This window comes from Acinetobacter sp. MF4640 (genome assembly GCF_002018895.1).
GTDB classification, from domain to species: Bacteria; Pseudomonadota; Gammaproteobacteria; order Pseudomonadales; family Moraxellaceae; genus Acinetobacter; species Acinetobacter johnsonii.
This window is the reverse complement of record NZ_MVOM01000033.1, coordinates 1-22300: the sequence shown is the minus strand read 5'-3', so window position 1 is coordinate 22300 and position 22300 is coordinate 1. Positions and strand designations below refer to the sequence as shown.

Below are 22300 nucleotides of genomic sequence, written 5' to 3'. Positions count from 1 at the left end.
AATTATGCGACATAATGAGCCCATAAAATTAAACCAAACTTTCTAGCAAGGATAGTACGATGACACTGAGCTGTATTCAACAACCTCATCAACATTTGAATGCAAAATTAGACAATGGCGTACTGACATTAGCCATTCACCGTCCTGAAGCAAAGAATGCGTTGTATGGCGAACTTTATTTATGGATTGCAAAAGCTTTAGATGAAGCAGATCAGGACAATAGCGTTCGTACCGTGATTCTACGTGGTGAAGATGCAGACTTTACCGCAGGCAACGACATGCAAGACTTTATGAAATCTGCGGCGCAAAAAGGCCAAGCACCGGCATCTGAAGGCCCTCCATTTATTTTACTCAAATCTGCAGCAAAGTTTTCTAAGCCATTGATTGCTGCTGTACGTGGCGTGGCGATTGGTATAGGAGTAACGATCTTATTACATTGTGATTTGGTTTATAGTGACAACACTGCCCTATTCCAAATTCCATTTGTCAGCCTTGGCTTATCTCCAGAAGGCGCTTCAAGCAAATTATTGGTAGAACAAGCAGGTTATCACAAAGCTGCTGAATTACTACTGACCGCTCAGAAGTTTGACAGTGCAACTGCAGTTACTGCAAACCTTGTGAATAGTATTGAAGATGATGTGTATGCAGCAGCAGCTAAAAAAGCGGCACAGTTGTCTGCTTTACCTTTAGCCTCTTTAGTGCAGTCTAAGGCATTAATGAAGCACAATGTAAATGAAATTGTGGCTTGGATTGATCATGAAGCTGAAATTTTCATGGATCGTGTCGGCTCTCCAGAAATGATGGAAGCCGTATCAGCATTTATGCAAAAGCGTAAACCTGATTTCACCCAATTCAACTAATCGTTCATCGTTGAATCACTAAAAACAACTGTGTTTCATATTACACAGTTGTTTTTTTATTTTCCGTCCCAAAATATTTAAGAACCTATTCGGAAAACTTCTTATGTCAAACACTACAGAAAAAAAGCGTTACTTTGAGCCTGCCCCACAAGACATCGATGTTGAAAATTTTAAGAAAGTCATCCAAAGCCGTCGTTCAGTACGTAAGTTCACGGATAAACCGATTCCAAGTGAAATTTTAGATGAATGCTTAGATTTAGCGTTGCTTGCACCCAATTCATCAAACTTACAGCCTTGGACATTCTATGTGGTGCAAAATCCGAGTAAGAAAAAGCAGCTGGTTAAAGCGTGTTTAGGACAACTTGCTGCTAAAACCGCATCCGAATTAATCGTATGTGTCGCTAGAACAGATCGTGTTGATGAGATGGCGAAACTAAATATCACCGAGTTTCCATTTCCCGAAGCACCACCAGCGATTCAAAAGTATTACCGCTTTATTCCATACAACTATAAAACAGGTTATTTCAATGCATTGGGTAACTTCAAAAAAGTTGCATTTAAAGTAGCCCGTACACTTGATAAACAACTTCCTGTTACTGCATTTAATCAAGCCGATGCTAAGCTTTGGGCAAGTAAAACTACAGCTTTAGCTTGTGAGAACCTAGTGCTAGCTTTACGTGCCTATGGTTTCGATAGTTGTATGATGGAAGGTTTTGATGAGCCTTTGGTGCGTAAACTGTTAAATCTGAATGATCAACAATACCCTGTGATGGTGATTGGTGCAGGTGAGCGTGCAGAAGACGGTGTATTTTTCCCGCAGTACCGTTTTGATCGTGAGTTATTTATTCAGAAGGTTTAGCTGCTGTCTTAATTATAGTGATTGCAAAAGTTTGATACGCGTTAAGGTCATCAGCAACTGTTCGAGCTAACCTAAATACCTATCATAGAGTTTCTGCGACTTATTTAATCATATGATAAAAGCAATCGAGTTTTGCTGATGACAATGGTTTTGCCTACTTTTCCCGAAAGAAAAGTAGGTCGAACCGAAGGTTAAAGTCTCAATTAAATATTAAACCTTAAGACTCCGCCACAAACTTCTTTTAAGATTAAATATCCACGATTTGAATAAACTCAAAAGCTGGTTCTTCATAGGGATGACTTAATTTTAAAGCCTTTACCACAGTGACAGCTTTCTCCTCTGGAACAATGGTTTCTACCCGCCACTCTGGAATTTTCTCCAAAGCATCCAACTCACCTATAAACGGATTTGCGTCTTTTACAGGTTTAAACTGGCCTGTACCCAAAACCTGCCATGCACAGTGTTCATAGTTTCCTATACCACCTGCCCCTGCTTCAAAAATCGCAAGTTTGGTAGATTCAAGATGTGATTCGGGAACATAGTAAATAAGTTTGAGCATGGAACTACTCTTTATGAGAATTTGATAATTTTTCGGACTCGGCTCTTATATCCCAAGTTGAGAAAAGAAACACCGACATGGTTCCTGCTAAATTCACTGCTAATTCTGCATGTCTCGAAGATGGTTTAAAATTCTTCTGCCCTTGTCCATGTGCATCACCAACTTTATTTCTTAATGCACCTAATCCCTCAACAATAGAACTACAACCGCCCAAAATCTGCTTAAAAGTTTGCTCTGTATGTTGTGATGGAGATAGGTTCAACTTTTTGTTTAATAGACGGTACAAATGATTAATATCAGGACTATTTCCATAATCAACATTGAAGTCATCCAATATATGCTTACAAGTAGATTCCAATAATGTTCTCGACAACGTAATTGCCCCTTCGGGATCTGTACTTCGTCTTTCTAAAGCTTTACCCCATATTTGATGAATGTAATCAGAACTTAAACCTTCAATTTTATTCATCACTAGATGGTCTAATGGAGTTGTATCTAAACTTTCCAAGACATCGAACAATTCATTAAAATCATCATAGATATGTTGTTTACATTCCTCATAACTATTAAAAGTATTTTTTAAATAGTCATTCGCCTGATCTAAAGATCTAGAATTTTTCACTAATGTTGGAAGATAAGGTTTTAGATTATTAATTTTAATCAGCTCATTTCTCAATTGAATAAATGCTTCGTCAGAGCCTTGCTCTAATTTGTCTAAGACTCTAGAGATGATTAACTCTTGTAATAATGAAACTGTTTTTATTAAATCTGTCATTTTTAATCTTAAATATTCAAACTTTAAATATTTTATAAGTATATAAAAATAAAGCCATAAATATTTTTGAATATCTTATCATCAATAAAAATCCACCTTTCGTTGGTTCTTTAACTTTCAAAAATCACATCTGCAATGCATAACCCAAAATCAAAAAGATCAATTGCAAGCTCAAAATCACAGCAAACAACTTCCATCCTTTTTTACGCAACGCAGACTTATCAACTGCTTCGTATGTAACTGTTTTAATCATGTCATCACCTCATACATGAGTGTTGATACTGAATTTGTTTAGTGATCCATCTTTCTTCTATTGTGCATGATATTTGTGCATTTATTACACAATATCACTTTCACACAAATATAAAAGCAAAATCTAAACCAACATCAGCGGGAGAAATAAAAAATTAAAAAGATGATTCAATAAAAAAGCCACCCGAAGGTGGCTTTCAAAACACTGACTTCAAATTAACCAATGAACTTACGTGCATTACGGAACATGCGTAACCAAGCACCATCTTGATCCCAATCTTCAGGTTTCCAAGAATGCTGAATCGCACGGAAGTTACGTTCAGGGTGCGGCATCATAATTGTTGCACGGCCATCTTTCGAAGTTACACCAGAAATCGCTTCTGGCGAACCATTCGGGTTCATTGGATAGTGTTGAGTTGGGTTCCCTTGGCTATCAACATAACGCAAGATCACTTGATTACCTGCATTTAATGCCGCTAAGTTATCTTCGCTTGTCACCACACGACCTTCACCATGTGCAACTGCGATCGGCAGGATTGAACCTTCCATACCTTCCAACAATACAGAGTTCGATTTTTCAACACGAACGTTAACTGCACGCGCTTCAAACATCTCAGAAGTGTTGCGGTGGAAACGCGGCCAAGCTTCAGCACCCGGAATCAGTGGAGCCAATTGCGACAACATTTGGCAGCCGTTGCAAATACCAAGAGAGAACGTTTCGTCACGGTTGAAGAATTTTTCAAATTGGTCACGAAGTTTTGGGTTGAACAAAACTGATTTCGCCCAGCCACCACCCGCACCCATGACGTCACCGTAAGAGAAACCACCACATGCCACAAGACCTTCAAAGTCATCTAGGCTGATACGACCTGCAAGTAAGTCGCTCATGTGTACGTCTACAGTGTTGAAGCCGACTTTGTCGAATGCCGCAGCCATTTCAACATGACCGTTTACGCCTTGTTCACGTAAGATCACCATGTTTGGACGACGTTCGTTGATGTACGGCGCTTCGATTGGCTCATTCAAATCAAATGTAGGTTTTGCAATAATACCTGCATGTGATTTGTCCGTGATCAATGCAAATTCTTGATCCGCTGTTTCTACGTTATCACGTAGACGTTGAATCTGGTGTGACACTTCAGTCCAAGCCACTTGCAAATCTGCACGTTCAAGCACTAAGCCATTTACAGTCAATTGATCGGTGTTGTTTACCGTACCAATAACCGCAATTGCATCGCGTAATGTAGATGCCGCAACTTCTTCTGCAAGTGTTGCCCAATCAGACGCGCTGATTTGAAGCACTGCACCAATTTCTTCTGCAAATAAACTTGCAGTTGATTGATCTTCTAAAGCCACACCGAGACGTGCTGCAAACATCATTTCCGCAACAGTTGCAAGTAAACCACCATCACCGATGTCGTGGTAAGCCTTAATTAAGCCACGGTTGTTCCAGTCTTGAACCAAGGCAAAGAATGCTTTGAAGTCATCAAAACTATCTACATCTGGTGTCACTGAACCAATCGCTTTATAGACCTGAGCAAGGATCGAACCGCCTAGACGGAACTGACCTTTAGAAAGATCAATTCGGACAAGTACTGATTCTTCATTTTTCAATTCAGGCGTTAAGGTTTTACGTACATCAGTCACAGGAGCAAAGGCTGTGATTACACCTGACATCGGTGAAGTCACCGATTTGTCTTCGCCTTCATCATTCCAAGTCGTACGCATTGACAATGAGTCTTTACCGACTGGAATTGCAATACCCAAAGCGGGACACATTTCCATACCGATGGCTTTTACACCTTCGAATAAAGCTTGGTCTTCACCTTTTTGCCCTGCCGCCGCCATCCAGTTTGCAGACAATTTAATGTCACTGATGTGGTCGATTTTTGCAGACATAATATTCGAGATCGACTCTGCAACCGATAAACGTGCAGATGCCGCAGGATTTAACAAGGCAACAGGTGGACGTTCACCCATCGCCATGGCTTCACCTGTATAACCTTGTAAGCTTGTTGTAGTGACTGCTGCATCTGCAACAGGAACCTGCCAACGACCTACAAACTGATCACGTGCAACCATACCTGTAATTGAACGGTCACCAATGGTGATCAAAAATGATTTCGATGCAACCGTTGGATTTTTAAGCACACGGTAAATCGCATCTTTCAAATCTGTAACTTTAGATGCATCAAAGTCGTCGCCTTGACGTTCAATCGTTTCATACGAACGGCTCATACGAGGTGTGCCACCCAGCATGACTTGCATTGGCATATCCACGGCTTTGTTATCAAACAATGGGTCGTTCACCGTCAATTGACGCGCTTCAGTTGCTTCACCTAAAACGGCAAACGGACAACGTTCACGGGCACATAATGATTCAAATAATTCTAAAGAACTTGGACGAATCGCCAACACATAACGCTCTTGCGCTTCGTTTGACCAGATCTCCATTGGAGACATGCCCGGCTCAAGCGAAGGAATCTTACGCAAATCAAGAATCGCACCCAGTTCGTGATCATTCACAAGCTCAGGCATTGCGTTAGAAACACCACCTGCACCCACGTCATGCACAGACACGATTGGGTTGAAGTCTTCCATACGCCAGCATGCATCAATCACTTCTTGGCAACGACGTTCCATTTCAGGGTTTTCACGTTGTACAGAAGCGAAGTCTAGGTTTTCACCCAACTTACCGCTGTCTACAGAAGACGCAGCACCACCGCCTAGACCGATCAGCATTGCAGGACCGCCAAGTACAATTAAAAGATCGCCTGGTTGGATTGCATCTTTTTCAACGTGGTCAGGACGGATGTTACCGTAACCGCCGGCAATCATAATTGGCTTATGGAAGCCTTTTACGTCGCCATTTACATTTTGTTCAAATGTACGGAAGTAACCATTTAAAGCAGGACGACCGAATTCGTTGTTAAACGCAGCACCGCCCAATGGGCCTTCAATCATAATTTGCAGCGGAGATGCCATACGTGACGGCTTGCCGTAGTTTTCTTCCCAAGGCTGTTCAAAGCCCGGAATATTCAAGTTAGAAACAGTAAAACCTGTTAAACCTGCTTTTGGCTTACCGCCGCGGCCTGTTGCGCCTTCATCACGAATTTCACCGCCCGAACCAGTCGCAGCACCAGCAAATGGTGCAATCGCTGTTGGGTGGTTATGCGTTTCCACTTTCATCAGGATGTGAGCGGCTTGGCTCTTGTATTTATAAACGTGGTGACCAGTCGCTTCATCTTTCTTTGGATAGAAACGCTGAGTATCAAAACCAACGATCACCGAAGCATTGTCTTTATATGCTGACAATACATCTGTCGGTGATTCTTTATAAGTGTTTTTAATCATTTGGAACAATGACAATGGCTGTTTTTTACCATCAATTGTCCATTCAGAACCAAAGATTTTATGACGACAGTGTTCTGAGTTTGCCTGAGCAAACATCATCAGTTCGATGTCGTGTGGGTTACGACCAAGCTTGTTAAAAGCAGCAACTAAATAGTCAATTTCTTCATCAGAGAGTGCAAAACCAAACTCAGAGTTCGCCTTCACTAAAGCGTCTTTACCCTGACCTAATATGTCAATTGCATTTAAAGGCTTTGGTGCAGTTTCAGAGAACAATGCAGTAGCGTCTTCTATTTGATTGAACACACTTTCAGTCATACGGTCATGTAAAACTTGTTTTACTGCATCCGATACTTCAGAAATACCCTTTAAAGTAAACAAAACACCGCGTTCTAAGCGGTGTATCGGGGTATTACAGTTGGCAAAAATATCCGTTGCCTTTGATGACCACGGCGAAATTGTGCCTACACGTGGCGTCACAAGGACTTGAACTTCATCACTTGTCGCTTCGCGAACTTGGAAGGTTGCGCCATCATTTAATAGCTGCAAAGCAGATTGCTGTTGTTGCTCGTCGAGCGCTTGGTCGAAAAGGTAAACCCATTGGCTTTCTATTGATTGAACAGAACTGATAGACGATAGACGTGTTAAAAGTTGTGTTTGCTTAAAAGAAGAGTGTGCAGGTGCACCGGCAACGATAAACATGCTGTTTTTGGCTCCACGGGCAGGTCTAGACAACCTACCTCAATGTGACTTGAAGAGAGCGCATATTCTACTGTGTATTGCCACAATCAGCTAGTCGTCTACGACTTAAAAAAGTGAGATTTCTTTGTTTTAAAAGATCAATTTACTTTGACTTTAAAAATCAAACATGATTAGTAACAAATGTTTTAAGGGATAAATTTCAAAGATGCCCGACTTTTAGGCTTTGATTCAGTTCTAAAAACCATTTTCAATTGATATTTAAGCTGCAAATGACGAAGTCGCTAGTCTCCTTGAGATCAAACATGACTGCTTTAAGATGTTCTATTTCTGAAAACTTAATACTGCATAAATTAAAAGACAACTTATGTCGCAGCCCTCTAGAGCTCGTCACACTTTTTTGGCATGATGAAGCCAATAACTCACTGAATAACGATAAATGATGCAAATGCGTTGGTTGGAACTGCTCTCAACAGTTCGTATTGGAAGTAAAAAACAAAATACCGAATTGGCACGTAGTCCATTTCACAAAGATTATGATCGAATTATTTTTTCTCAAAGCTTTCGCCAACTGAACCGAAAAACCCAAGTCCATCCTCTGACTCAACACGATGGCATTCATACTCGTTTAACGCATTCGCTCGAAGTCTCCTGCATTGGACGCTCTCTTGGCATGCTCGCAGCGGAAAAGATCAAGGACGAACTACCAATTTGGATTTCTCCTGCCGATGTTGGAGCCATTATTCAAGCGGCTTGTTTAGCACATGATATTGGGAACCCACCGTTTGGTCATGCGGGTGAATATGCCATTCGTGAATGGTTTGACGATGCATCACATGGCAACTTTTTAGAGAAGCTTTCCGCAGAAGAACAAGCCGATGTGCGTCAGTTTGAAGGAAATGCCCAAGGTCTCCGCTTACTGACTAAAATTGACTATCACCCTAATGATGGTGGCATGCGTCTAACCTATGCAACACTTGGGGCTTACTTAAAATATCCGTGGCTATCGAAAACCATCGAATCACAAGGTAATACTCCTGCCAGTAAACGTGCCAAATTTGGCTGCTATCAGGCAGAAAAAGAAATCCTACAACAAATCGCAGAGCAACTCGGACTGATTCAACTGGGTGAATACCATTATTGTCGTCATCCACTGACTTATTTACTTGAAGCAGCAGATGATATTTGCTACGCCCTGATTGACCTTGAAGATGGCATTATTTTAAACATGTTGTCTTATGAAGAAGTTGAACCGATTTTTTTAAGCTTACTTGGTGAATATAGCGCACCAACTGAACTGTCGATGCCAGATACTACGTGGCAGCAAAAAATTGCAGCGTTGCGCGGACGCGTGATGAAACGTCTGGTTGAAGAAGTCACATCTGCTTTTGCTAAGCATCATTTTGAAATTTTAAACGGACAACTGGCTGGCAGCTTACTGCAATACTGCGCTGCCGATATTGAGTTAGGCATTAACCGTGCAAAGGATTTAGCTCGCGATAAAATATTTGAACACCCACAAAAAGCGGGTTTGGAAATTATTGCCCATCAAAGCTTACAAAATATTTTAGATGCTTTTATTCCGCTCACTACACCTCATAAAACATTGAGCTTTAAAGAACAACGCTTAATGGCTATTTTATGTCGTTCTGGTGCGCACTTTGGCAGTAACCATTATGAAAACATTATGCAGGTCTTAGATATTATTTCTAAATTTTCAGACCACCAAGCGTATAACTTGTCTCAAGAGTTACAAGGCAATAAGGCAGGATTGATTTAAATAAGTCATCAACATCCAGTTTGATGATAAAGCCATCAATCCGAACTCAATTTTCCATGAGTCTTTTGCCTTTCTGCGCAATGCTCACTACTATGCAACCATTGATAAAAAAGTGAATCACACAACATGATCGGATGTCTTATTGGTGAAGTCTTCGCACTAGAAGCACCCACCGTACTTTTAAATGTAAATGGTGTCGGTTATGAAATTGATACACCACTGACGACCTTCTGCCAACTACAAAAAGGCCAGAACATTACCTTATGGACGCACCTTGCCGTGCGTGAAGATGCTCAACTGCTCTATGGCTTTTTGCATCAACAAGAAAAAATCATTTTTCGCACCCTGTTAAAGGTCAACGGTGTCGGCCCTAAAATGGCTTTAGGTATCTTATCCACGCTTAGTGTCGATATGCTGATTCATACTGTTGAGCATGAAGATATCAACACACTGGTCAAAGTACCGGGCGTGGGTAAAAAAACTGCTGAACGCCTCATGATTGAACTACGTGATCGCTTTAAAGCGATGTCTTCAGGCGCAGCGCCAAGCAACTCAACCGGTGAACAAATCCAGTTCACAGGCAACTCTGCCGTTGCAGAAGCTGAAGCGGCATTACAATCTTTAGGTTACAAACCTTTAGAAGCACAGAAATTGGTCAGTGCAGCAAAAGGTGATTTCACTGAAGCAAGCGACATCATCCGTGCTGCACTCAAATCGATGAATAAATAATCCAAATAGACACACGAAGGCGACATGGATGTCGCCATGTTGGATTGGGATATAAGGACATATCCTCAATCCAACACAAGATTTTTGTTACTTTTGATCTTTCAAAAGTAAGGCAATGCCTACACAATGGTACCTAAACACAAATCATAATTTGAGGCTGTGCCTCGAAAGTTCAGCCAGAGATTGATTTAACTATATGCAAGACCGTCTCATCGGTGGTTCCGAAAAACCCGAAGATCATATCGACCGCGCTATCCGCCCGACCTCACTCGATGACTACATCGGTCAGCCCGTAGTTCGTGAACAAATGGAAATCTTTATTGGCGCAGCACGTGGTCGTGGTGAAGCCCTCGATCACACCTTAATTTTTGGTCCACCGGGACTAGGTAAAACCACACTTGCCAATATTATTGCGCGTGAAATGGGTGGGAACTTAAAGTCGACTTCAGGCCCCGTACTAGAACGGGCTGGGGATTTGGCAGCCATGCTGACCAACCTTGAAGAAGGTGATGTACTATTTATCGATGAAATTCACCGTCTTTCCCCCGTGATTGAAGAAATTCTTTACCCAGCCATGGAAGACTATCAACTCGACATTATGATTGGCGAAGGTCCTGCGGCTCGTTCAATTAAGCTCGACTTACCCCCTTTTACTTTAGTTGCCGCAACCACACGTGCTGGACTCCTCACCTCTCCTTTACGTGACCGTTTTGGTATTGTGCAACGCCTTGAATTCTATTCAGTCACTGACTTAACGCATATTGTGACTCGTTCTGCCAATTTGATGGATGTACCTATTACACGTGAAGGTTCAGCAGAAATTGCACGTCGTTCACGTGGTACGCCGCGTATCGCCAACCGCTTACTACGTCGAGTCCGTGACTATGCACAAGTCAAAGGTACAGGTGAAGTGACACAAGATATGGCTCAGCGTGCCCTCGATATGCTCAATGTCGATAAAGATGGTTTAGACACTTTAGACCGTCGTTATTTGAGTATGTTACTTGAACGTTTTGATGGCGGACCTGGTGGTGTAGAAGCTTTGGCAGCAGCGATGGCTGAAGACTCGGGCACATTAGAAGATGTGATTGAACCATATTTGATTCAACAAGGTTATGTCATGCGGACAGCCCGTGGCCGTATTGCCACCAATATGGCATATTTACAGTTTGGTATGACACCGCCTGAACCGAAAGATAAACCCTAAAACACCTGTTTAATGCAAAAGAAGGAGGCTTAATGCCACCTTCTTTTGCATTCACTATTTATTCTTTGTTTCTTTAAACTCATTAAAGTCTGCTTTACGGATCATGGCATGAATACCTTTGGTACGATCAACTACTTGGGATACCTCAAAGTCTGTGGCGGCACTTAAATAAGCATATGCAATTTCTTCTGAAATACCATATTCATCAACCAAAAAGCGAATCGCTTCACGTGTTGATTTACGCATTGCTTCGTCCAAGTCTTCGTCTAAACCAGGCGTAATCCAAAACTCCGCATTCTCTGCTAGAGGTTGTCTAATGGTTTTACCAGGTACTTTATCCTTGCCCGCCTTTAACAACGTAATTTTAAACGTTGCCCTCGCTGATCCCTCAAGAGCAGTCAAAGAAACTTCACCATCTCCTTGAACAAAATGACTATCACCTGTATAGAACAGTGCACCTGGCACTTGTACAGGGTAGTATACCGTTGCCCCAGCACTTAACTCATTAATATCAATATTTCCTCCATAAAATGATGGGGGTACTGAATGCACAGGTTCGCTTGTATTTGCAGCCACCCCCATAGTCCCCATAAATGGGTTTAAAGGAAAGCGGATTGATGGACCTGTATCAGTTTTTAAAACACCTTCCCAAACTCCATTTTTATTTTTTTCAATTGGCGTAAAGATAGAAACATTACCGTATGCATCTGGATTATTTGCTGAAGCTCCGTCCATCTTTTTACGCTTTGGAAACTCAGGTAATGTACCCTTTCCATGTCTATTTGAAATCACACCATAAGGAACTCGTGGTTCAACTTTTAAGATTTCAACTTTTAAAATATCCCCAGGCATTGCACCATCAATTGCAATTGGACCTGTGATGATGTGTGGACCATCTTTATGAAAATCATGCTTTAAATTGGAGCGCGTAATTAATTTTGCTTCATCTAGAACATTTTCAGATTCAACCCCATGCGATGAAAAATACTTTTCAGCATCTCTCCCCTGATCTTCAAGCAATCCTTCATGTGAAACAGTATCAAAGGTCACTGTACTTTCCGATGGAACTGTTAATACAGGTTTAGCATTCTTATTTGGTAAATAGCCCCATGTAATTGTTTTTAATGTACTTGGAACATAATAATTCCCTTGATATTCACCTTGTTTTAATAACATTGGCTTATTTTCTAGTTGTTTTAAAACCTGAAAGTCATCAGCAAAAGTGAAAGATGAAAGTGCTAAAAGACCAGATGTGACAGCTATAGATAATGCTAAACGCGTTGGCATATGTAAATTTCCCTAATTTAATTACATAACGCTAAAAGCAAATTTAATGCCATTTTAAGTTATTATTCACGTTTTAATAAAGTTATACCTAGTCGCTCTATTAGTCAGCTTCTTAATACAATACTGGGTATGCATTTATAAAATTTTTAAATAACATTATCTTTTTTTTAAAACGAGAATCCATCACAAGCCTTGGCTATACATCCCCTCTCGACAATTTATAAAGAAGAAATTTCTCTCACCTCTTCGACCAGCATTAACTCACACGCCCCATTTCCTGTGTCTGTCCGACTCAGTGAACTGCGCCATGTCCAACCATCAGTCGATTTAACTTCAACCAGTTGCCCTTTTAAATAAACCATGTCGTCTACATCAATATCTGCAAGTTTTTGTGCAACAACTTTATTGGCTGGGATCAAATGCGTATTGGCACTACTCGAGGCAATGTCATTTACTGGAATGGGTGGATTGTTCTCATAACGCCAATAATACCAACGATTACTTTGTGTAATAGATAGTTGCTTGTAGACTTCAGGCTTCGCCATCTCGTTCCAACCCAAAGCAAAATCCACAGGACTTAGCTCTGCTTCACGACCCATCCTATAGTTTTCACGCGCCAACACACGAAACTCTCCCGCATATGGTTCTAAGGAAGTAATTGTGTAGCCTTCAACTTGCTGTACATTTTCAATCGGTGAATATAACTCTAAACTTCTGCTTCCTTGCTCAGGCTTAAGCCAATATGTCCACAGCGCAAATGCCACAGCCAAAATAAGCAGCAGTTTAAAATAACCATTCATTCCCTTATCCTTATATTTTTATAGCCATACAGCGTTCAACTCCCCCAACAGTCATGAATCACAATATTTGACATCTTGTGCCATTGGAGTGAAATCTCATAATGCTAAACTGCGACGCATTAGTACTTTGACGTGCATCAATTTTAAGACCCTGTCCTTAAATATAAAAGCGCCAAGTCAATCTAAATCGACTCGTACAACTGGAAAAACGGAATACTCTCATGGCGAATAAATTTGAATTCAACATTCGTGTCTATATTGAAGATACTGATGCAGGTGGCATTGTTTACCACGCCAATCATATTCGCTTTATGGAGCGTACCCGTACTGAGTGGTTACGTGCTTCTGGTGTAGATCATTACTGGCATCAAAAAGACTATAACTTCGTTGTACACAAAATTAATGTGAAATATTCACGTCCAATTTTAATGGATGATTTAATTACTGTTACAGCAAGTGTTGTTTCGTGTAAGGCTACGTCATTTGTGTTGCAACAAAATATTTATCGTGGTGAAATCATGCTTGCATCTGGTGAGGTCGAATTGGCATGTATCAGTTCAGAAATGAAACCACGTCGACTTCCCGATGAAATCCGCGAACTGATTCTAAAAGAATTAGGACAAGACTAAAAAAATTATTGGCACATGTAGTAACTATGGCAACTCAACTCGAATCATCTCTTCAAGTTTCAGATCTAATATTACAAGCAAGCCCAGTCGTACAACTGGTAATGCTGGCTTTACTTTTGGCCTCGCTGTTTAGCTGGTATCTGATTGCCAAGTTACACATGAGTTATAAAAAAGCACAGGCAGACGATGACCATTTCCAAAAAATTTTTTGGTCAGGTGCTGAACTGAATACGCTGTATAACAATGCGCAACTTAACTCCAAACGTGTCGGCCTTGAGGATATTTTTTATCAAGGTTTAGGCGAGTTTTTAAAACTCAAAAAACGCAATGCTGCTACAGCTCAAACCATTGAAGGCACAGAACGTATTTTACGCGTCGGTCTAAGTCGTGACCAAAGCCAACTTGAACAAGGCTTAGGTGCTTTGGCCAGCATTGGTTCTGTTGCCCCGTATGTTGGCTTATTTGGTACCGTTTGGGGCATCATGAATGCATTCATCGGTTTAGCAGACGTAGATCAAGTCACCCTTGCAACGGTTGCACCCGGTATTGCTGAAGCCCTCATTGCTACAGCGATTGGTTTATTTGCAGCGATTCCTGCAGTATTGGCATTTAACCATTACACAGGAAAAGGCGAAACGGTTTACTCCGATCGTGCTTTATTTGCAGAAGAAATGGTTGCGTTATTACAACGTCAGTCTTTGGGTGAAACTAAGGAACATGACTAATGGCAATTCAACGTTCAGGACGCTTCGAGCGCATTAAAAAACCACTAAAAAGTGAGATGAACGTCGTCCCATATATTGACGTCATGCTCGTATTATTAGTGATTTTTATGGTCACCGCACCCATGATTACTAGCGGCATCAATGTCGATCTTCCTCAGGCCAATGGCAACCCCATTGAATCAAAAGATGCACCTGCAATGGTCAGCTTAGATAAAGAGGGTCGCTATTTCCTTAAATATAAAACGCATAGTTCAGCTGAACCTTTGGCTTTATCTGAATTGACGTCTATTTTAAGTGAAGCACAGCAACAAGCTCAGGCTGAAAATAAAACTTTAACCGTTGTTGTGGAAGGTGAACAGTCACGCTCTTATGGCGAAGTCATGTCGCTCATGAACAGCCTAGAAGAAGCGGGTCTCAGCCAAGTTGGATTACTCACAGAGCCATTAAAGTAATTTATGAAAGATTTTAAAAAGCCACCTTTTAAACAAAAAGCCATCGCGCTTGGATTTACCTTTGGTGTCCATGTGATTGCTGTTGTTGGCTTACTTTATCTTGGTATGAGTAAACCACCAGAGCCACCGAAGCAAATTAGAACTGTGCTCATCAAACCTGAGGACTTAAAGCCTGTTACGCTTGAAGAAACAGAGTTTACTGAAACAGCGCATGAAAATGTAGCAAAAGAGGTCACACAAACTGCTCCGCCCGCTGTAGAGCCTGCACCTGTGATCCCAACTGCACCACCTATAACACCCGTTGTGCCAAAGGTCGACACTCAAAAAGCAGCAGCGGATGCCAAAGCTGCTGAAGCGGCAACGCGTAAAGCAGAAATGCAAAAGCAGTTAGAGGCACGAGCGAAGGCTGAAGCTGAAAAACTACAAGCTCAGCAAGAACGTGCTGCTGCCCGTGCAGCGGAGCAAGCTAAAAATGCAGAGAAAGCCAAAACAGATGCAGCGGCGAAAGCCGAAGCAGATGCCAAACGCCGAGCAAACTTAGAAGCATTGAAAAAAGCAGAGGCAGTACAAAAAGCGAAGCTAGAGGCACAAAAGAAAGCGGATCTCGCTAAAAAGCAGAAGCAAGACGCTGATACAAAGGCCAAAGCAGATGCAGATAAAGCCAAGGCTGCCGCTGATGCAAAACGTAAAGCCGATGCAGACAAAGCGAAAGCCGCCGCTGATGTTAAAGCTAAAGCAGATGCTGCGAAGACCAAAGCTGACGCTGATGCGAAACGTAAAGCTGATGCTGATAAAGCTAAGGCAAATGCTGATGCAAAAGCCAAAGCTGATTCCGAAAAAGCCAAGGCTGCCGCTGATGCAAAACGTAAAGCTGATGCTGAAGCGAAAGAGCGTGCGGCTGAAGAAGCACGTGCTTCATCTGCAAAACAAGCTGCCGAAGAAGCCGCGCAAAAGAAAGCAGAAGCAAAGCAAATTGCTTCAACGGCTAAGCGCGACTTTGAGAATAAAATTAAGCGTGCTTGGGATACCCCAGCAGGTTCAACGGGTAAAACCGCGACTGCACGTGTCACGCTTTCGGATAGTGGTGCTGTACGATCTGTGCTCGTAAGCTCCAGTGACCCTGACATGAAAGCCAGCGTCGAAGCAGCTGTTCGTTCTGCTGCACCCTATCCAATGCCTTCAGATCCAGAAGCGCGCCGGCAAGCACAAAGCTTTACCTCATCCTTTACTGCAAAATAACCCAAATCCCTCTGAACAGTCAGGGGGATTTTTTTAGCCTAAATCTCAGTACTTTTATATACTCAAATAACTTATTTTATATACGTTTAATCTGTTTTAGCTTTCAATAACAATCCGTGCAATATCTTTAATTTCAGTCGATATTGCACTCCATATAAGCAAATCGCCACTCCCCCCTTATCACACATATCTACCTATGCGTTTTTGCATTTACGCTTCAACGACTTAATTCTTACTCATTTTTCACAGTGTTATAACAGATCAGTCATAATTTCATGCTTTTAATATTAGAAAATCATGCCATTATGTAGAACAATTAAACCCACAATAAAAGCCGTTTGTTTGAGTAAATAACGAATGATGGAAATGACGCGTAAACACCTTCTTAGCCTAGCCATTTTAACTGCTTTCAGCCCAGTCTTAGTGACTCAAGCGCATGCTCAGCTTCATTTAGAAATTGCAAAAGCACCTGAAGAAGCGCCTAAAATTGCAATCGTACCTTTTAGCAATGACAGTAGCCTCTATCCCATTATTGAAACGGATTTAAACCGCTCAGGGAAATTTACCAGCGCTTCAAAAAATTTACCTGCAACCGCCAGCATGAATAATCCGAACGCAGCCAACTGGCAGGCTGCAGGTGTTCCATATGTCGTTACAGGAACAGTAAAAACCACTGAAAATGGTAGCTACGAGGTTCATTACCAACTGTATGATGTCCAAAAACAACAATATCTTTTAAATGAATTATTAACTGTTCCAGCATCACGCGTTCGTTCTGCTGCACACATGATTAGTGATGCCATTTATCAAGCATTAACTGGTATTCCAGGAGACTTTAGCGGTCGTATTGCTTATGTGCTACGTAATCCAGCTACACCGGAACAACGCTATACACTACAAATCGCGGATACTGATGGTGAGCAACCACGTACAATTTTAACGTCACGCGATCCAATTTTATCGCCTGCTTGGACACCAGATGCCAAGAAAATTGCTTATGTTTCATTTGAAACCAAACGCCCTGCAATTTATGTCCAAGACCTTTCGACAGGTGCGCGTGAAAAGCTTGCTAGCTTCCGTGGTCTAAATGGCGCACCAAGCTTCTCTCCAGATGGGAAAAGTATGTTGTTCACCGCTTCTATGCATGGCAACCCAGAAATTTACCAAATGAACTTGGAAACCCGTCAACTGCAACGTATGACCAATGACAGTGCTATTGATACTGAAGCACGTTATGCACCAGATGGTAAGTCATTTATCTTTACTTCTGACCGGGGTGGTTCTGCACAAATTTACCGTTATGACTTGGCAAATAGCAGTTATAACCGCCTGACCTTCCGTGGCGCATTCAATGCACGTGGTACGCTCAGTGCCGATGGCAAAAAGCTGGCACTGGTCCACCGCCCAAGCGGTAGTAACTATAAAGTCGCTATTCAAGATTTAAACTCAAGTGTTACAAATATTTTAACGCCAACCAGTTTGGATGAGTCACCAAGTTTTTCCCCAAATGGGCAGATGGTGGTCTATGCAACGCGTGAAGGTTCACGTGGTTTGTTATCGATCATGTCACTGGATGGCCGTTTCCGTATGAATTTACCAAGTGAACAAGGTGAAGTCCGTGAACCCGCTTGGGCACCCAAATAACTTTTTTAATGACTAGTCATTTAATAATCATCAATTTTCATGGAGATGAAGAATGAAATCGATCAAACTTTTAGCCCTTCCAATCTTAGCGACTGCTCTTGTAGTTACAGGATGTGCGAGCCGCAAACCCGCTGCGACAATTGAAGCGGGTCAAAACCCAAATGGTTCAACCACAGTCAATACTCAAGGTCTAAGTGAAGATGCTGCTTTAAATGCACAAAATCTTGCAGGTGCATCGGCAAAAGGCGTAACTGAAGCCAACAAAGCATTTTTAGCAAAACGCGTTGTGCATTTTGACTATGACAGTAGCGACCTCAGCAATGATGATTACCAAACGCTACAAGCTCATGCGCAGTTCTTAATGGCAAATGCAAATTCGCGTGTGGCGTTAACAGGTCATACCGATGAGCGCGGTACACGTGAATACAATATGGCATTGGGTGAGCGCCGTGCCAAGGCGGTTGAAAGTTTCTTAATCACCACAGGTGTGAGTCCAAACCAACTTGAAGCCGTTAGTTATGGTAAAGAAATGCCAATCAATGCAGGCCATGACGAAAATGCATGGAAAGAAAACCGTCGCGTAGAAATTAACTACGAAGCAGTACCACCACTTTTAAAATAATGCTGGTATCACAACTGAAATAAAAAAAGCGCTCCTTTCGATGAGCGCTTTTTTATGACTTAAACTTGTTCAGGCTTGGGATTTTCATCAGATTCTTCAGCATGTTGCATAGATTCAATCATGTCATGTTTATTGAACTTTTTATACTCAGCTTTTGCTTCGTAGTCTTGCCACGCTTTTTTCACGCTATCGTCTGAAATATCATCTAAGTTAATCCCTTCGCTCGGCGTTGGAGTCGCATCAAATTTTTGCGTTGTCATTGTTGTGCTCCTATTTTTACCTGATATTCCTTCCATCAACATAGCACTTTCCACAAGACTTGCAAGGGTAAAATCGCAGCAAATAGTCGAGTTTAATTGTTCTTTTGTCTCGTTCTCGACTAAAATATAGCGCAATGTTGATTTTGTTACGTATTCAAGTTTTAGTGGAGTCCTCCCCCTTATGTCATATCTCAATCTGTCCCAATTTTTACAACAACAAACGGGAAATCTTACGCCTGAATTGGCACAAGTGATTAGCACCATTGCTGCCACTTGCCAAACCATCGATCAAGCTTTACAAAAAGGTGCTTTAGCAGGTGTTTTAGGTAGCGCGCAGCATGAAAACGTGCAAGGTGAAGAACAGAAAAAATTAGATGTGATTTCAAATGATTATTTGATTGATGCTCTAAAAATCCACCCACAAGTTGGTGGTTTAGCGTCTGAAGAATTGGATGAATTCACACCAGCTCAAGAAAATGGCAAATATTTAGTTTTATTTGACCCTCTTGATGGTTCAAGCAACATCGACATCAATATGTGTGTGGGTACTATTTTCTCAATCTTGCCTGCAAAAAATGCAGTGACACAAGCTGAAGACTTTATGCAAGCAGGCAACCAGCAAGTTGCTGCAGGTTATGTGCTTTATGGCCCATCAACCATGTTGGCATTAACAGTCGGTGCAGGCACAGTATTCTTTACCTTTGACCCAGAAACTCAACAATTCTTGCTCACCTCTGAAAATATTCAAGTGGCAGCAGATACCAAAGAATATGCCATTAACTCATCAAACCAACGCCACTGGGAAAACCCAGTAAAACGTTATATTGAAGAACTTCTCGCAGGTAAAACAGGTCCACGTGAGAAAGACTTCAATATGCGTTGGGTGGCTTGTATGGTGGGCGACATTCACCGTATTCTTTGCCGTAGCGGGATTTTCATGTATCCATACGACCTCAAAGATCCGAAAAAAGCAGGTCGCCTACGTTTAATGTATGAAGCAAACCCTATGAGTATGCTAATTGAACAAGCTGGCGGTGCATCAACAACGGGTCGCGTTCGTATTTTAGACATCGAACCAACTGACCTACACCAACGTGTCCCTGTGATTATTGGCTCTAAAAACGAAGTCGATTTAGTGACCGGCTACCACAACTAATTTTTTTAAATGCGCATAGCCATCTGAAGCGTTATGCGCATGAGTCTCCTCCATGTCGATTATTTTCCTTGAATCAAAAGACAACCCAAAGATTAAACATCTCCGCGGTTTAATAGAGCAAAGTAGCTACCGTAAAAAGCAAGGTCAAACTGTGCTTGAAGGGACACACTTAGGCTTAGCTTGGGTTGAAAAAAAGAAGAAACTCAATTCTATTTTCACCACTGAAAATGCACTCGAACACCCTGATATTTGCGATATTCTAGATGAATATGAAGGTGCTGTTTTTGTCATTGCTGAAAGCCTATATCGTGACTTAAGCACATTGGGGACCACTTTGCCTTTCTTGGCAGTTGTAGACTTACCAAGCTCAAGCCAAAGTGTAGACTTTAGCTTGGATACCTTGATTTTGGAAAACATTCAAGATCCAGGCAATGTAGGTACACTACTCCGTTCTGCAGCAGCAGCAGGTATTAAGCAAGTTATTTGTACCAAAGGTTCTGCTGCACTTTGGTCACCACGTGTATTACGCGCAGGCATGGGTGCACACTTCTCACTCAACACCTATGAAAACGTTGCCATCGAAGATGTACTCGAACGCTTTGAAATTCCAGTGTATGTAACCAGCTCACATCAGGCTGAAAGTTTATATCAAAAAGATTTAACACAAGCTTGTGTCTGGATCTTAGGCAATGAAGGCCAAGGAGTTTCTGACTTTGCTTTAGCACATGCTCAAGCACTGAGCATCCCACAGCCCGGTGGCCAAGAATCTCTCAATGTCGCTATTGCGGGTTCAATCTGCTTTTTTGAAATGGTACGACAACGACTTTAAAATCGTTAAGTTATATTAACTAAAGTCGGCTTAGCAGAAAAAATAGATTACACTAGAAAAAATAATTACTTGTGTTGTCAACCAAACCATTATTTCCAACGTTATAGGTACATGATCGAGGAAATAATGGTGGGTATCCGATGACAGGATTTTCCATCTCTATGGATTTAGCACCCAAACAGTCTAAAACTCAAGATTCTAGTACTCTTAAGAGTACAACCGAGTCTCGCCTAAAAAACTTCATGCAAGAAGTGACTGGTCGTGCGTTAGTAATGATGGAAAGTGCCACCCAAAACCAGCAAGGTATCGCCATGGATTTGGTGCAAGAAGCTTTTATTTCATTACACAAATCTTATTCCGATCGATCTACGGAAGAATGGTATCCCCTGTTCTATACTATTCTAACCAACAAATTACAGGATTGGCGTCGTAAAGAAGCACGTCGAGCACAACCGTTTTCTTTCTTCAAAAAAGTCAGTCTTGATGATGACGATTTTGAAGTCAATGAGGTGGTCGATGAAAGAGCGCTGAATCCTTCAGACTTTTTAAGTCAAGCTGTCACTGCGGATGAAATTCAAGAAGCCATTGCGGGTCTTCCTGTTCGTCAGCAGCAAGCATTTATGTTACGTGCATGGGAAGGTTTTGATACTGCAACCACTGCGCAAATCATGAATTGCTCTGAAGGCAGTGTTAAAACTCATTACCACCGTGCGATTCAAGGCTTACGCAATGCTCTCGCACATTTGAATCCACATCTAGGAGGATCATCCGAATGAAAGATGATTTCTTAAAGCAAGTAACCTCCAAACTTGATGGGCTCGCGCAACATCACAAAAACAAACCTGTGGTGATGCAACATGTTCTTGATGACATTCAAGATCAAAAGTCCTCACGTTATGGCCTTTGGAAAATGTCTGGTTTTGCTTTAGCTGCGGCTATTACTGGCTTTGTCGTACTTCCGAACTCTGTAACCCTTGATGAAAAACCACATAACCAAGTGGTTTCGACTCCTAAACTTTCACCTCAAATGGTTGAAGATTTAGAAATGTTATTGGTTTTAGGTGAGGACACTGTTCCACATGGCAGCTAAACGTGTCGCTTTCGCACTTTGCACGCTAGGTTTTTTACAAACCAGTTTTGCAGGTTTTGATCGTTTTTGGATTTTTTCCAAAGATGCAGATACTCAAGTGTCTGAAACATGGGAATCATTGTCTGAAGAAGAACAGCGTGCGTTGATTCAACGTTACCAATCCCTTAAAGAACTGCCCGATGCACAAAGTGCAGCCCTGCAACAACGTATGGACTGGTTTACTCAGTTACCTGAGCAAGAAAAGCAAAAAATGCGTGACACTTGGCAACAGATGAGCACCCAAGAACGACGTGATTTACGTGTACGCATGCAAAAAGCAGATGTAGATGAACGTGTGAATATTCGAAATGAATATATCAATAAATACATGGCAGAGTAAAACTTGAAGTGCGACATAAACCACCTAATTAATTTAAAGGGTTTATGGAGTATATAAAATTGTCATACCATCATCTTAACTTTGAAGATCGTACTGCATTAATGCTTGAGTCAAGAA

23 protein-coding genes are annotated in these 22300 nt (G+C 41.6%); 16 read left to right on the top strand and 7 right to left on the bottom strand.

Features of this window, described 5'->3' with window-relative positions; all coding sequences use genetic code 11:
* Positions 1-59: 59 nt before the first annotated feature.
* Positions 60-860 (top strand): enoyl-CoA hydratase-related protein, encoded by an 801-nt coding sequence (locus MF4640_RS11850; protein ID WP_078389702.1) that lies wholly within the window; start codon positions 60-62, stop codon positions 858-860.
* A gap of 103 nt (positions 861-963) precedes the next feature.
* On the top strand, positions 964-1719 hold the full coding sequence (locus tag MF4640_RS11845; RefSeq protein ID WP_004693849.1) for a nitroreductase family protein: 756 nt from the start codon (positions 964-966) through the stop codon (positions 1717-1719).
* A 247-nt stretch (positions 1720-1966) separates the two neighbouring features.
* On the opposite strand, the gene MF4640_RS11840 is transcribed toward MF4640_RS11845, so the two are convergent.
* The 4 genes from MF4640_RS11840 to purL form a co-directional block, all read right to left on the bottom strand.
* Positions 1967-2278, bottom strand: a complete 312-nt coding sequence (locus MF4640_RS11840) for a hypothetical protein (RefSeq protein ID WP_004693851.1) — start codon at positions 2276-2278, stop codon at positions 1967-1969.
* Positions 2279-2282: 4 nt separating this feature from the next.
* The gene (locus MF4640_RS11835; protein WP_078389701.1) at positions 2283-3053 is read right to left on the bottom strand and encodes an abortive infection family protein; all 771 of its coding nucleotides are present in this window, start codon (positions 3051-3053) and stop codon (positions 2283-2285) included.
* A 124-nt stretch (positions 3054-3177) separates the two neighbouring features.
* On the bottom strand, positions 3178-3306 hold the full coding sequence (locus MF4640_RS19905) for a KGW motif small protein (RefSeq protein ID WP_004693854.1): 129 nt from the start codon (positions 3304-3306) through the stop codon (positions 3178-3180).
* Between the two features lie 215 nt (positions 3307-3521).
* Positions 3522-7358, bottom strand: a complete 3837-nt coding sequence (purL, locus tag MF4640_RS11830) for a phosphoribosylformylglycinamidine synthase (RefSeq protein ID WP_078389700.1) — start codon at positions 7356-7358, stop codon at positions 3522-3524.
* Positions 7359-7794: 436 nt separating this feature from the next.
* Between purL and MF4640_RS11825 the strand changes: the two genes are divergently transcribed.
* The 3 genes from MF4640_RS11825 (at position 7795) to ruvB (ending at position 11071) form a co-directional block, all read left to right on the top strand.
* Complete coding sequence (locus MF4640_RS11825; RefSeq protein ID WP_078389699.1) at positions 7795-9135, top strand: deoxyguanosinetriphosphate triphosphohydrolase; 1341 nt, start codon at positions 7795-7797, stop codon at positions 9133-9135.
* A 126-nt stretch (positions 9136-9261) separates the two neighbouring features.
* Entirely contained in the window at positions 9262-9864 is a 603-nt protein-coding gene (gene ruvA / locus MF4640_RS11820; RefSeq protein WP_078389698.1) for a Holliday junction branch migration protein RuvA, read from the top strand.
* 196 nt (positions 9865-10060) lie between these two features.
* Positions 10061-11071, top strand: a complete 1011-nt coding sequence (ruvB, locus tag MF4640_RS11815) for a Holliday junction branch migration DNA helicase RuvB (protein WP_005399718.1) — start codon at positions 10061-10063, stop codon at positions 11069-11071.
* Positions 11072-11125: 54 nt separating this feature from the next.
* Here the strand turns inward: ruvB and MF4640_RS11810 are convergent, their stop codons facing one another.
* Both MF4640_RS11810 and MF4640_RS11805 read right to left on the bottom strand, forming a co-directional pair.
* Positions 11126-12358, bottom strand: coding sequence for an acetamidase/formamidase family protein (locus MF4640_RS11810; protein ID WP_078389697.1), 1233 nt, complete (start codon positions 12356-12358; stop codon positions 11126-11128).
* Positions 12359-12576: 218 nt separating this feature from the next.
* On the bottom strand, positions 12577-13158 hold the full coding sequence (locus MF4640_RS11805) for a hypothetical protein (RefSeq protein ID WP_078389696.1): 582 nt from the start codon (positions 13156-13158) through the stop codon (positions 12577-12579).
* 221 nt (positions 13159-13379) lie between these two features.
* Here MF4640_RS11805 and ybgC point away from each other — a divergent pair, with 221 nt between their 5' ends.
* The 6 genes from ybgC to pal all read left to right on the top strand — a co-directional run bounded on the left by ybgC (position 13380) and on the right by pal (position 18469).
* Entirely contained in the window at positions 13380-13787 is a 408-nt protein-coding gene (gene ybgC / locus MF4640_RS11800; RefSeq protein WP_004693869.1) for a tol-pal system-associated acyl-CoA thioesterase, read from the top strand.
* A gap of 26 nt (positions 13788-13813) precedes the next feature.
* Positions 13814-14512 carry a protein TolQ gene (gene tolQ / locus MF4640_RS11795; protein ID WP_004980607.1) on the top strand — a complete coding sequence of 233 codons (699 nt, stop codon included), beginning with the start codon at positions 13814-13816 and terminating at the stop codon, positions 14510-14512.
* Positions 14512-14964 carry a protein TolR gene (gene tolR / locus MF4640_RS11790; protein WP_078389695.1) on the top strand — a complete coding sequence of 151 codons (453 nt, stop codon included), beginning with the start codon at positions 14512-14514 and terminating at the stop codon, positions 14962-14964. Before tolQ ends, tolR begins: the two co-directional genes overlap by 1 nt.
* A 3-nt stretch (positions 14965-14967) precedes the next feature.
* The gene (tolA, locus tag MF4640_RS11785) at positions 14968-16203 is read left to right on the top strand and encodes a cell envelope integrity protein TolA (RefSeq protein ID WP_004693874.1); all 1236 of its coding nucleotides are present in this window, start codon (positions 14968-14970) and stop codon (positions 16201-16203) included.
* 360 nt (positions 16204-16563) lie between these two features.
* Positions 16564-17847: a Tol-Pal system beta propeller repeat protein TolB gene (gene tolB, locus MF4640_RS11780; protein WP_005399723.1), complete on the top strand. Its 1284-nt coding sequence runs from the start codon at positions 16564-16566 to the stop codon at positions 17845-17847.
* A gap of 52 nt (positions 17848-17899) precedes the next feature.
* Positions 17900-18469, top strand: coding sequence for a peptidoglycan-associated lipoprotein Pal (gene pal, locus MF4640_RS11775; RefSeq protein WP_004693879.1), 570 nt, complete (start codon positions 17900-17902; stop codon positions 18467-18469).
* Positions 18470-18528: 59 nt separating this feature from the next.
* Here pal and MF4640_RS11770 read toward each other — a convergent pair whose 3' ends face one another.
* Positions 18529-18729, bottom strand: a complete 201-nt coding sequence (locus MF4640_RS11770; RefSeq protein ID WP_004980614.1) for an NF038105 family protein — start codon at positions 18727-18729, stop codon at positions 18529-18531.
* 181 nt (positions 18730-18910) lie between these two features.
* Between MF4640_RS11770 and MF4640_RS11765 the strand changes: the two genes are divergently transcribed.
* The 5 genes from MF4640_RS11765 to MF4640_RS11740 all read left to right on the top strand — a co-directional run bounded on the left by MF4640_RS11765 (position 18911) and on the right by MF4640_RS11740 (position 22183).
* On the top strand, positions 18911-19885 hold the full coding sequence (locus tag MF4640_RS11765; protein WP_078389694.1) for a class 1 fructose-bisphosphatase: 975 nt from the start codon (positions 18911-18913) through the stop codon (positions 19883-19885).
* A gap of 52 nt (positions 19886-19937) precedes the next feature.
* Positions 19938-20714, top strand: coding sequence for a TrmH family RNA methyltransferase (locus MF4640_RS11760; protein ID WP_004693884.1), 777 nt, complete (start codon positions 19938-19940; stop codon positions 20712-20714).
* Positions 20715-20875: 161 nt separating this feature from the next.
* Complete coding sequence (locus tag MF4640_RS11750) at positions 20876-21490, top strand: RNA polymerase sigma factor (protein WP_078389693.1); 615 nt, start codon at positions 20876-20878, stop codon at positions 21488-21490.
* Positions 21487-21804 (top strand): hypothetical protein, encoded by a 318-nt coding sequence (locus MF4640_RS11745; protein WP_078389692.1) that lies wholly within the window; start codon positions 21487-21489, stop codon positions 21802-21804. Before MF4640_RS11750 ends, MF4640_RS11745 begins: the two co-directional genes overlap by 4 nt.
* Positions 21794-22183 (top strand): DUF3106 domain-containing protein, encoded by a 390-nt coding sequence (locus tag MF4640_RS11740; protein ID WP_078389691.1) that lies wholly within the window; start codon positions 21794-21796, stop codon positions 22181-22183. Before MF4640_RS11745 ends, MF4640_RS11740 begins: the two co-directional genes overlap by 11 nt.
* Positions 22184-22300: the final 117 nt, after the last annotated feature.